Here is an 11,935-nt window from a genome sequence, read left to right as displayed (position 1 = left end):
ATTCTGGGCGCCTCTAGAACCCTTTGTTACGCCTGAAACGTCGTTAGAACCTTTTGGGGGAGCTGGAAGGGCTCCAGTGGCGCATGAGGTGTTGATGAGGGTCCTCCCGCCACCTGGAACGTGGGCAGCTCATGACTCCGAGTTCGCCTATGATCTCCCGTTGCTCCAGCCCCAGTACCGGCAAGGCCCGCTCACATTCTGGGCGCCTCTAGAACTCCTTGTTACGCCTGAAGCGCCGTTAGAACCTTTTGGGGGAGCTGGAAGGGCTCCAGTGGCGCATGAGGTGTTGATGAGGGTCCTCCCGCCACCTCAGTCGCAGGGGAGCAAGAATTAGCCTGTCCGCACCAACGAAAAACGGCCCCGTGTCAACGAGGCCGTTTCTCTACCGCTTTCACTAGGCGGTTTATGGTGCCCAAGGTGGGACTCGAACCCACACATGTTTCCATACTGCATTTTGAGTGCAGCGCGTCTGCCAATTCCGCCACTTGGGCAAGTGTCGTGCAGATTCACAAGCCATTGGCTGTGAGCAGCGGGTAACAGCTTACACGATGAGCGGTAGGCTGAAGACCAACGCACCGCGCACGGCTTCTCGTGTGGCGTGTCTCATGCGAGACCTGTCGTCATGACGTGGTTTGATGCGGTGTTCAGTTCGATTCCCCAGCTAACCAAGGAGTTCCCTCGTGACGGAATCGCCCGAAGCGTCCACTCCGGCTCCATCGAGTGCCCCCACCAAGACCGTTGTGGTCGCCGAGGATGAGGCGTTGATCCGCATGGACATCGTCGAGATGCTCCGCGAAGCCGGTTACAACGTGGTGGCCGAAGCCGAGAACGGTCAGCGCGCAGTGGACCTCGCTCGTGAGCACACACCAGACCTCGTCCTCATGGACGTGAAGATGCCCGTCATGGATGGCATCACCGCGGCGGAACACATCGCCGAGGAGCGGATCGCTCCCGTCGTGCTGCTCACGGCTTTCAGCCAGCGTGAACTCGTGGAGCGAGCCCGTGAAGCGGGGGCCATGGCGTATGTGGTCAAGCCATTCACCGTGGATGACGTGGTGCCGGCCATTGAGATCGCCATGTCCCGCTTCGAGGAGATCTCCGCGCTCGAGAACGAGGTCGCGGACATGAAGGAACAGTTCGCCACGCGCAAACTCGTGGAGCGTGCCAAGTCCCTGCTGCAGACCAAGATGGGCCTGTCCGAACCCGAGGCGTTCCGCTGGATTCAGAAGACCTCGATGGATCGCCGCTTGTCCATGCGTGAGGTCGCCGAGGCGATCATCAACCAGGTGGCCTGACCGCGCACTTCTCCGAGCGCTGAGGATGAGCGCCTAGGATGGACGCGTGAGTGAGACGAGCGACGCCCAGACCAACGCAAGCCAGGAAACCTCCGCCGATCCCGTGGTGGTGATCGGGGAGAAAACCGATTCCCCCCAAGAGATCACGCTGCCCGCGACGGTCAGCCGTCCGGAGCAGCGCCTCCTGCTGATCGACGGCCACTCGCTGGCTTTCCGCGCGTTCTTCGCGCTCTCACGTGCCGCCGAGTACGGGAACGGCCCTGCCTTTGTGACGTCCGAGGGCGTGCACACCGAGGGTGTCTACGGCTTTGTGAACACCATGGTCAAGCTGATCCGGGACTATCAGCCGACCCACCTCATCGTTTCGTTCGACCTCGAGGGCCCCACGCTGCGCTCCCAGGAGTACGGCGACTACAAGGGCGGCCGTGATGAGACTCCAGAGGAGTTCCACGGCCAGGTCCCCAACATCGAACGCATCCTCAAGGCGCTCGGGGTTCCGGTCGTTACGCTTGAGGGCTACGAGGCCGACGACGTTCTGGCCACCTTGGCCACGCGCGGCGCCGCTGAGGACTTCGAGGTCCTCGTCTTTTCCGGAGACCGTGACGCATTCCAGATGGTCAATGACCACGTGAACATCGTGTACCCGGGTCGCACCCCGTCCGATCTGCGGCGCATGGATGCCCAGGCGGTGTACGAGAAGTACAAGGTGGCACCCCAGAACTATCCCGACCTCGCCGCGCTCACGGGTGAGCAAGCGGACAATCTGCCCGGCGTTCCCGGCGTGGGACCGGGCTTCGCGGCCAAGTGGATCACCTCTTACGGCACCGTGGAGTCCGTGCTCGAACACGCGGACAAGATCACCGGCAAGAAGGGCGAGGCGCTGCGCGAGAACCTGGACCTGGTGCGCCGCAACCGTAAGCTCAACCGGCTGGAAACCGATCTCGATCTCGACATCGACTTCGAGCGGGCGGCACTTCCGACTCCGGACACCGACAAAGTGGACGAGGTTTTTGATGAACTCGAATTCGGTTCCGGCCTGCGCGGTCGACTTCTCGACGCCTTCGAGACCGGCGACGGCGGCCCCAGTTCCGATGCCCCCGTGGTGAGCACGGTCCGCCCCGTGACGTCGGCGGAGCAGTGGCAGGAGTGGCTCGACGAGAACAAAGACACCGAATCACCCGCCGTGGTGCGGCGCCTACTGCCGGATCCCAAGGCGGCGTCGGGCGGGGAAGTCACGGCCCTCGTCTTCACCGCGAACACTGCAGCCGTGGTCGACCTGGTCGCTGCGGACCAGGATCTGGCCAACGCCGTGGATCAGTGGCTCGAGGACGACCGGCAGCTCAAGATCGTGGACGGCCTCAAGGATCTGTTCCACGGTCTCGTGGACCGCGGCGTCACCCTGGACGGCGTGTACGACGACGTTCAGCTGTCCGGTTATCTCGTGCGCCCCGCGCTGCGCAGCTACGACCTGGAGGCGCAACTGGCCCAGCACCTGGAACTGGAGGTGCCCGAGGTCGGTGATGCGGCGGCGTCGTCGGCCAAGGGAAAAGCTGCCCAAACGGAACTGGACCTGGGCGAGGACAAGGGCCTGGACGCCATCCCGGACGACGTCCTGAACCGCGAGGCCAGCCTGGGCGCGGCATGCGCTCAGTTGAGTCACCACTTGCGTGCCCTGCTGGAGGCCGACGGACAACTGCCGCTGCTGCTCGATCTGGAAATGCCGCTCGCGGTGATCCTGGCGCGCATGGAGAACGTGGGTGTCGCGATCGACAAGCCGGGGATCGATCAGCTGTACAAGGACTTGCAGCAGCCCATCGACCAGAACAAGGAGATGGCGCAGGAGCAGATCGAAGACACGGTCAATCTGGGTTCACCGAAACAGTTGCAGACCGTGATGTTCGAGGAACTGGGGCTGCCCAAGACCAAGAAGACCAAGACCGGTTACACCACGGACGCCGCCGCAGTCGCGGATCTGCTGGGCCGGGTGGATCCGGAAACCCCGGGATCCCGTTTCCTGGTGGCGCTCATGAACTGGCGCGAGTACTCCAAGCTCAAGCAAATCGTGGAGGGCCTGCGCAAGGCGATCGCCGACGACGGCCGGATCCACACGACCTACATGCAGACGGTTGCGGCCACGGGACGCCTGTCTTCGACCGACCCCAACCTGCAGAACATTCCGGTGCGCACGGAACAAGGCCAGCGGATCCGCAACGTGTTCGTGGTCGGCTCGGACGAAGAAGGTCCTTTCGAGACCCTCATGACCGCGGACTATTCGCAGATCGAAATGCGCATCATGGCGCACCTGTCCGGGGATGAAGCGCTCATCGAGGCGTTCCGGGCGGGGGAGGACCTGCACCGTTTCGTGGGCTCGCGCGTGTTCAACGTGGCGCCCGAAGAGGTCACCGCCCAGATGCGCTCGAAGGTGAAGGCCATGAGCTACGGCCTGGTCTATGGGCTGAGCTCCTACGGCCTGTCGCAGCAGCTGAACATTCCGGTGGACGAAGCCCGGACCATGATGAGCGAATACTTTGAGCGATTCGGTGGCGTGCGGGACTTCCTGCGAGGGGTCGTGGACGAGGCTCGCGAGAAGGGTTACACGGAAACGATCGAGGGTCGACGCCGCTACCTCCCGGACCTCACGAGCGACAACCGATTGGCCCGCCAGTCCGCGGAGCGCGCGGCGCTGAACGCGCCCATCCAGGGATCCGCGGCGGACATCATCAAGAAAGCGATGATCGGGGTGGACCGCGCACTCGGTGAGCAGGACCTGCGATCGCGCGTCCTACTGCAGGTCCATGACGAACTGATCGTGGAAGTGGCCCCCGGCGAGGTCGAAGCTGTGGAGAAGATCCTGCGCGAAGAAATGGCCAACGCCGCCGAGCTGACGGTTCCGCTGGACGTCAACGTGGGCACGGGCCGCACGTGGCAACAGGCCGCGCACTAAGAATTATTCGACGACACCCAGGAGACACGCACGCATGACCACGCATCCGGCCAATGAGCCCCGGTCCGAGCAGTACAGCGCCAAGGGCAACTCCTACGAGGTGAAGTGCTTCGGCGCGGGACCCGGTGGAATCGACGAGAACGCGGAAGCGGTCGAATGGTTGCGCGCGGTCAGCCAGGGCTTCCACGGACCGGAACCCTCCAAGGAGTCGTTGGAAAAGGATCTCGCGTGGTTGCACGGTGAAGGCGTTCGACTGCGTGCCGTCTACAGCCAGGACCCGGTGCCGCCCGCGGCCCTGAGTGATGAACGGCCCGTGGCCACGTACTGCTCGTGGAATTCGAGTCTCACCCTGGGTGCCCAGACCCAGATTCCCGCGTGGTTGGTCTCCGAAGTCACGGTGCGTCCCACTCATGCGCGCCGCGGGATCCTGCGCCGCATGATGACCGCTGATCTCACCGAGGCCCACGAAGCGGGCTTCGCCATTGCCGCGCTGACGGCCTCCGAAGCAACCATTTACGGTCGGTTCGGATTCGGTGCAGGCACGTTCAACACGTCGGTTGCGGTGGCTGCCGAGTCCGGGCTCAAGCTCAAGGCGCCGTCCGTGGGACGCGTGGAAATGGCCGACAACAAGGCCGTGGCGCAGCTGGCACCTCAGATCTTCGAAGACTTCCATGAGCTCACCCCCGGATCGTTGAAGCGCACCAGCAAATGGTGGGATTACGTGAGCGGCCAGTTCGATTGGCACACAGGCAAGACCGACCCCGAAGTCCGCACCGCGGTCCACTATGACGAGAATGATCGAGCGGACGGCTACGTCAGCTACAAGTTCGTTCGCGGCAGCGGCTTCAAGGGAACGTTGGAGGTCGTTGATCTCGTTTCGCCGAGCGCGCAGGTTCGCATCGCCCTGTGGGAGTACCTGTGTGGTCTGGACCTGGTCACTGAGGTTCGACACCCCAACGCCCAGATGGAAGACCCGCTGATGTGGGGCATGGTCGATATGGCGGACTACGAGGTGCGCAAGCGCTACGAGCGTCTGTGGTTGCGCATTCTTGACCCGGTCGCTGCGCTGTCCGCGCGCCCTTATCGTTCGCACCGCAAGGTCACGGTCTCGCTCGTGGATTCACTAGGTTTCGCCGACGGCCTCTACACGATCGACACGACCGGCCAGCAGACGGTCGTCGAGCGCGTGGGGGACCGGCCCCGAACCGACGACGACGCCGCGGGCAAGTCCATGCCTCGCGTCGAGTTGCCGGACGGTGCAGATGTCGCCATGAACATCGATGCCCTGGGATCGCTCTACTTGGGAGCCGTCAAGGCCTCCACGCTGTACTACGCGGGGTTGATCAAGGTGCGTGACCTGGACGCGCTGGATGATTTGCAGTCGCTGATGTCCACGTCCGAGCACCCTTATTGCATCTCGCCCTTCTAAGGAGCTTGAACCGCCCGCCCTTGATGCCTAGACTGGTGCAGTGCGTATTCATTCGCGCGCCCAAAGCACGTTTCGTTCACTGCCCTACGCGCCTTACAAGGTGCGAGTGGTGAACACAGACCATTCAAACTAATCCATCGGAGTCCCTACTACATGACCACCACCACCCCGCAGGTTGCCGTCAACGACATCGGAAACGAAGAGGATTTCCTCGCCGCTGTCGACGCAACCATTAAGTACTTCAACGACGGCGACCTCGTGGAAGGCACCGTCGTCAAGGTCGACCGCGACGAGGTCCTCTTGGACATCGGCTACAAGACCGAAGGCGTAATCCCCTCTCGCGAGCTGTCCATCAAGCACGACATCAACCCTGACGATGTTGTTGCCGTGGGTGATGAGGTCGAGGCTCTGGTTCTCACCAAAGAGGACAAAGAAGGTCGCCTGATCCTGTCCAAGAAGCGCGCTCAGTACGAGCGCGCCTGGGGCGATATCGAGAAGGTCAAGGAAGACGACGGCGTCGTCACCGGTACCGTCATCGAGGTCGTCAAGGGTGGCCTCATCCTGGACATCGGCCTGCGTGGCTTCCTGCCCGCCTCCTTGGTCGAGATGCGTCGCGTCCGCGACCTGGCTCCCTACATCGGCCAGCAGCTCGAAGCCAAGATCATCGAGCTGGACAAGAACCGCAACAACGTGGTTCTGTCCCGCCGTGCATGGCTCGAGCAGACCCAGTCCGAGGTTCGCGCCAACTTCCTGCAGCAGCTGCAGAAGGGCCAGGTTCGCACCGGCACCGTGTCCTCCATCGTCAACTTCGGTGCCTTCGTGGACCTCGGTGGCGTCGACGGCCTGGTGCACGTGTCCGAGCTGTCCTGGAAGCACATCGACCACCCCTCCGAGGTCGTCGAGGTTGGCCAGGAAGTCACCGTCGAGGTTCTCGACGTGGACATGGACCGCGAGCGTGTTTCGCTGTCCCTCAAGGCAACCCAGGAAGATCCCTGGCAGTTGTTCGCACGCACCCACGCCCTGGGTCAGGTTGTGCCGGGCAAGGTCACCAAGCTGGTTCCCTTCGGTGCGTTCGTGCGCGTCGAAGACGGCATCGAGGGCCTGGTGCACATCTCCGAGCTGGCACAGCGTCACGTGGACATGGCCGAGCAGGTCGTCTCCGTGAACGAGGAACTGTTCGTCAAGGTCATCGACATCGACCTGGACCGTCGCCGCATCTCGCTGTCCCTGAAGCAGGCCAACGAGGGCGTGGATCCCGAGTCCACCGAGTTCGATCCCGCTCAGTACGGCATGGCTGCCGAGTACGACGATCAGGGCAACTACAAGTACCCCGAGGGCTTCGATCCCGAGACCAACGAGTGGATCGAAGGCTACGAGGAGCAGCGCGCAGCGTGGGAGCAGCAGTACGCCGACGCTCAGGCTCGATGGGAAGCTCACAAGGAGCAGGTGCAGAAGCACCTGACCGAGGATCAGGAAGCTGCAGTTTCCTCCTCGAACTCCAGCTCCAGCAGCAACAGCGGCCCCGCCGCTCCGACCAGCTACTCTTCCGAGGCTCCGGCCGAGGACGCGGGCACCCTGGCTTCTGACGAAGCACTGGCTGCTCTGCGCGAGAAGCTGACCGGCAACTGATTCACGGATGAGCTGAACCGCCCCGGTGGTTCGGACCTCTGAATCACAGAACCCCGCACGGATTCCGTGCGGGGTTCTGTCATGCCCGGGTAACGTTCGGGAGATTTACGGATCAGGATTCTTGCGGGTGCCCAGCATCCGGGGAGAGGGCCACCCTGGGGAGGGTGCTAGAGCAGAGGGACGTCGTACCAGTCGATATCGCCGAGTTCCGGTGTGTACTGACCGGAAGTCAGCGAGGTCACGGTGTCCAGGGCATTCTGGACGTCGATTTCACGATCAGGGACCGCGATGGTGAGGACGGCGGCGTGGGCTTCGTAACGGGTGGGCAGCACCGTGAACCCGGCCGTGCGCACATCGTCCTCGATGCGTCCGGCGTCCGAGTGGGCCAGCGGCACGGACAGCGAACGGGAGCGCATGCGGGTCTCCAGGGGCGCGGTCTCGAGGGCCTCGGCGACCGCGCCGGAATAGGCCCGGACCAGCCCGCCGGCGCCGAGTTTGACCCCACCGAACCAGCGCACCACTACGGCGCAGACATCCGAGAGATCGCCCTCGAGTCCCTCCTCACGCTGCGTGGGGGACTTGTAGGCGCTCAACGACTGCATCATGGGCATGCCCGCTGTACCAGACGGTTCGCCGTCGTCGGAGGTGCGGCCCGTCTCGCGAGATGGGCCGACGAGGAACGCCGAACAGTGGTGGCGGGCGTCGCGATGCTGGGCCTTGACCTCGGCAATGAAATCGAGTGCGGCAGCTTCCGAATCGACCCGTTTCAAGAGCGCCAGGAAGCGGGATTTCTTGATCTCGATCTCGTGAGCGTGCGCGGAATGCGCGCGCAGCACCGTGTAAGAGACGTTCGGATCAATGGGCATGGGCTTCAGTCTAGGGCGCGGTCAGAGGCGGATGCCGGACCAGCCGCACAAGGTTACTACTGAGAAGCTTTCTCGTGTGTCTTGTATCACGGCGTCTCGTGGAGGAATATGTCGTGCAAGAGCACTGGAGAAAGCGGTACCGACCATGAGTGAGACAATACGGCGTGCGGAATCCCAGGGTTCATCGGCACGCAACAGACAGATCGACCCCGAGGTCGACAAACACGTGAGGACACTGCTGACGCTGACCATCGTCTCCGGTGTCTTGTACCTCACGACTATCCTGACCAACATTGTCACCGGCCAGATCACCCATCGAGCGTTCGAGGACGCACCGTTCGGCGCACCACCCGAGAGCGCGTACTGGGTCGGGGCCGTGGTCGGTTTGATTCTGCTGGTCGGAATGTACCTGGCTGTGTACATTCCGCTGCGCAAGCGACTGCGCGAAGGCTGGTACGCGGGTGCGGTCTTCGCAACCGTCGGTCTCATCCATGCGGCCTTGTCCGCGGTAGTGGCACCGGGAAACCTGCTGCTCGGACTGCCCGGAATCATTTTGGTGATCGTGAACGGAATCTGGCTGTTCGTCGCATTCCGCCCGGGCGTGAGAGAAGGGCTCGGCTGAACTCGGACCGCTCCGTGACGGGGAACAACGGAACGTTACGAACAAGTAACGGTCTCCGTTGCCGGTGCGCCAATTGGGGGCTGCCAAAAAACTGGTCGGTACAGTTGTGGACCGTGATCTGCCGCCCGTGAGGGAACTCACGGGCGGCGCCGCCAATCCGGAAGTCATGGAACATGCTCAATCGCTTGCACGATCGACTAGGCCTGAGAACCACACCCCCCATCTTCTTCATCTCCGCCTGTGTGATTGTCCTCTTCACCGCCGCGATGGGACTGTTCCCGTCGCAGGTGCAGGGGTTCTTCGGCACCGTGTCCAGTGCCTTGAGATACCAGGTCGGCTGGTTCTTCACCTTCAGCGTGACGATCATGGTGATCTTCGCGATCGGCCTGGCCCTCAGCCGTTACGGGCGCTTGAAAATCGGCGACGACGATTCCGAACCCGAGTACTCGGGCATCGCCTGGTTCGGCATGCTGTTCGCGGCCGGCTTGGGCGCAGTCCTCATGTTCTGGGGTGTCGCGGAGCCCATGAACCATTACGCCAATCCGCCGATGTACGGGACTGAACCGTTCTCGGACCAGGCTGCCGTGGAAGCGTTGAACATTTCCAACTTCCACTTCGGGTTGCACATGTGGGGCATTTTCATTGTCCCCGGGTTGGCGTTCGGCTATTTCACGTACAAGCGGAAGCTACCCCCGCGGGTGTCCTCCGCTTTCCAACCCCTTCTGGGCGACGGTATCCACGGCCCGATCGGCAAGGCCATCGACATCATGGCGATCGTGGCCACGGTGTTCGGCCTGGGTGTGTCCGTGGGTCTGGGTGCCATGCAGATCAACAGCGGCATGAACTACGTGTACGGCATCCCCATGGCCGGGTGGATCCAGGCGGCCATCATCGCGGTGGTCACCGCGGTAGGTCTCATGTCCGTGCTGGCCGGTATGGACAAGGGCGTGAAGCGGCTGTCCTACCTCAACATCGTGGCGGCTGTGGCGCTCCTCGTCTTCATCTTGATGGCCGGCGCGAGCATGTCGCTGATGCGCGGAATGGTCGAGTCCGCCGGTAGCTACCTCAATGCACTGCCCACACTGGCGTTCTTCAACGACACGTTCGGCAATGGCGAATGGTCGGGTGACTGGACGGTCTTCTACTGGGCATGGACGGTGACCTGGGCGCCGTTCGTCGGCATGTTCGTGGCCAAGATCTCCCGCGGCCGCACGATTCGCCAGTTCGTGGTCGGCGTACTGGGCGTGCCGTCCGTGTTCGTGGTGATCTGGATGGCCATCTACGGCTTGAGCGCCTTCCAGATCGATCGCGCCGAAGGCACGGAACGCTCCATGACCGAAACGATCGTGGAAGAGGGCAACGTGGAAGCGGCCCTGTTCCAGTTGCTGCAGAACTTCCCCTTGTTCGAAGCCACTGCAGTCCTTGCACTGGTCGTCATCACCATCTTCTTCATCACCTCCATCGATTCGGGCGCCCTGGTCATGGATTCCATGGCATCGGGTTACGAGGACCAGGGTCCTAAGCGGCAGCGCGTCTTCTGGGCGCTGTCCGTCGGTGCCGTGTGTGCTGCCATCATCACGACCTCGGGTGAGGGCGGGCTTGCGGCACTGCAGGAAGTGATCATCGTGATCGGTGCACCCGTCATGCTGATGTCCCTGTTGCAAGCCATCATGTTGTTTCAAGCGATCCGTGAAGATGCGGGAACGGCAAAGCCCATTCGGACGCGCCAGTGGAAGCAGGTGTTGCCGGTAGAGGAGTACCACCGTCGGGCACAGGAAGGTTCCACCGCCGTGGACGATTTCGTCATGCGTCCCGAGTACGAGGTGGGAACGGAGCCGGAGCACAATACCCACCAGCCCCGGACGTGGCACTGGCAGCGCGAGAAGGAAGGTCAGCCGGTCCTGCAGATGGCACTCATCGGTGGGTTCTCGGCGGGCAAGACCACGGTCGCCCAGGCCTTCGCGGACCTTGGTGCCACGGTGGTCGACAACGACGAGATCTGGGCTCATGTCCTGCGACCGGGCACCGAAGCTCACGATGAGATCGTGCGGATGTTCGGTGACTCGGTCACCGCACCGGACGGTTCCATCGACATGGACGCCTTGATCGATCTGAAGTCGAACAACCAAGCGGCACGGACCCGAATCAACGAGCTCGTGCTGCCGCTGGTGCGGGAAGAGTCCCGCCACCGAGGCCGCCGCGCGGGCCCGGACACCGTGCTCGTCCAGGATGTCCGCGACCTGGTGGAATCCGGTCAATCGGAACGGTTCGACGTGGTTATTGCCGTCGAGGCTCCCGCCGACATCCGCGTGCAGCGCATGGTCCAGGAAACGGGCATGACTCGCGAAGAAGCCTGGGAGCGCGTCGACGATTCGAGCAGCGACGACGAGCGCCGCGAGATCGCGGACGAGGTCGTGGTTAACGACGGCGACAACGAGTACCTCCGCGCCCAGGTCCAGCGGATCTGGGATGAGTACGTGGTGCCGGCCGTTCCGGAAATCGTCGGGGAAAAGGATGCCGCACGTGAGTGATCGCAATATCAAGGCCGGGGATCGTTCCGTCATGACGGTGGGTCTGACCGGTGGAATAGCCTCCGGTAAGTCCACCGTCTCGCGGCGCCTCGGCGAGCTGGGTGCCGTGGTGATCGACGCGGATGCCATCGCCCGCAACCTCCAACAACCAGGGGAACGGGGTCACAGTGCCATTCGCGAACACTTTGGCGATGCGGTGATCGATCCGACCACGGGTGAGCTTCTCCGGCAAGAACTCGCCAACATCGTGTTCAACGATCAAGTTCAACTTGAAGCCCTCAACGGCATCATTCACCCTATGGTCCGCGAAGAAACGGCACGTTTAATCGAGGCCGCCGCGCCCGGGTCGGTGATCGTCTACGACATGCCGCTGCTCGTGGAGACCGGCCAGCACTCGGACATGGACCAGGTTCTGGTGGTCGAGGCGCCGGTCGAGGAGCGGGTGCGTCGAATGGTTACCGACCGGGGGATGGCCGACGACGACGCCCGGAGGCGGATCGCTGCGCAGGCCACGGACGAGCAACGGCGAGCCGCTGCAACCACCGTGTTCGACAATTCCGGCACGGTCCAGGACCTCGTCCGTCAGGTCGATGAATGGTGGCGGTTACAGGGCAGTTAG

Annotated in this window: 8 protein-coding genes and 1 tRNA gene; 7 read left to right on the top strand and 2 right to left on the bottom strand. The window is 62.9% G+C overall.

What is annotated here, in order from left to right; translation table 11 throughout:
- Positions 1-406: 406 nt before the first annotated feature.
- A tRNA-Leu gene (locus RF638_RS07745) sits at positions 407-491 on the bottom strand.
- A 189-nt stretch (positions 492-680) separates the two neighbouring features.
- On the opposite strand from RF638_RS07745, the gene RF638_RS07740 reads away from it, so the two are divergent.
- From RF638_RS07740 to rpsA, 4 genes are all read left to right on the top strand, one after another.
- Positions 681-1,295, top strand: coding sequence for an ANTAR domain-containing response regulator (locus tag RF638_RS07740; protein WP_095798141.1), 615 nt, complete (start codon positions 681-683; stop codon positions 1,293-1,295).
- Positions 1,296-1,341: 46 nt separating this feature from the next.
- A complete protein-coding gene (polA, locus tag RF638_RS07735; protein WP_259915872.1) occupies positions 1,342-4,239 on the top strand; it encodes a DNA polymerase I in 2,898 nt (965 codons plus the stop codon).
- 34 nt (positions 4,240-4,273) lie between these two features.
- Positions 4,274-5,668: a GNAT family N-acetyltransferase gene (locus RF638_RS07730; RefSeq protein WP_259915871.1), complete on the top strand. Its 1,395-nt coding sequence runs from the start codon at positions 4,274-4,276 to the stop codon at positions 5,666-5,668.
- 153 nt (positions 5,669-5,821) lie between these two features.
- Positions 5,822-7,297, top strand: a complete 1,476-nt coding sequence (rpsA, locus tag RF638_RS07725) for a 30S ribosomal protein S1 (protein ID WP_095798139.1) — start codon at positions 5,822-5,824, stop codon at positions 7,295-7,297.
- Positions 7,298-7,464: 167 nt separating this feature from the next.
- Here the strand turns inward: rpsA and RF638_RS07720 are convergent, their stop codons facing one another.
- Positions 7,465-8,163, bottom strand: a complete 699-nt coding sequence (locus RF638_RS07720) for a YigZ family protein (protein ID WP_368841712.1) — start codon at positions 8,161-8,163, stop codon at positions 7,465-7,467.
- A gap of 145 nt (positions 8,164-8,308) precedes the next feature.
- Between RF638_RS07720 and RF638_RS07715 the strand changes: the two genes are divergently transcribed.
- The 3 genes from RF638_RS07715 to coaE (RF638_RS07705) all read left to right on the top strand — a co-directional run bounded on the left by RF638_RS07715 (position 8,309) and on the right by coaE (RF638_RS07705) (position 11,935).
- Positions 8,309-8,785, top strand: coding sequence for a hypothetical protein (locus tag RF638_RS07715; protein ID WP_129699451.1), 477 nt, complete (start codon positions 8,309-8,311; stop codon positions 8,783-8,785).
- Positions 8,786-8,958: 173 nt separating this feature from the next.
- Positions 8,959-11,316, top strand: coding sequence for a dephospho-CoA kinase (gene coaE / locus RF638_RS07710; RefSeq protein WP_368841711.1), 2,358 nt, complete (start codon positions 8,959-8,961; stop codon positions 11,314-11,316).
- Complete coding sequence (gene coaE, locus RF638_RS07705; RefSeq protein WP_368841710.1) at positions 11,309-11,935, top strand: dephospho-CoA kinase; 627 nt, start codon at positions 11,309-11,311, stop codon at positions 11,933-11,935. The genes coaE (RF638_RS07710) and coaE (RF638_RS07705) overlap by 8 nt, the downstream gene beginning before the upstream one ends.

This window comes from Kocuria sp. CPCC 205235, from assembly GCF_040980905.1.
In the GTDB taxonomy this organism is placed as follows: domain Bacteria; phylum Actinomycetota; class Actinomycetes; order Actinomycetales; family Micrococcaceae; genus Kocuria; species Kocuria carniphila.
The sequence above is the reverse complement of the archived record's forward strand: the minus strand, read 5'-3'. Positions and strand labels throughout refer to the sequence as shown.

Excerpts from the sequence above, each read along its gene's own strand:
- RF638_RS07730 (WP_259915871.1), top strand. The coding sequence starts at position 4,274 with ATGACCACGCATCCGGCCAATGAGCCCCGGTCCGAGCAGTACAGCGCC.
- rpsA (WP_095798139.1), top strand. The coding sequence starts at position 5,822 with ATGACCACCACCACCCCGCAGGTTGCCGTCAACGACATCGGAAACGAA.
- RF638_RS07720 (WP_368841712.1), bottom strand. The coding sequence starts at position 8,163 with ATGCCCATTGATCCGAACGTCTCTTACACGGTGCTGCGCGCGCATTCC.
- RF638_RS07715 (WP_129699451.1), top strand. The coding sequence starts at position 8,309 with ATGAGTGAGACAATACGGCGTGCGGAATCCCAGGGTTCATCGGCACGC.
- coaE (WP_368841711.1), top strand. The coding sequence starts at position 8,959 with ATGCTCAATCGCTTGCACGATCGACTAGGCCTGAGAACCACACCCCCC.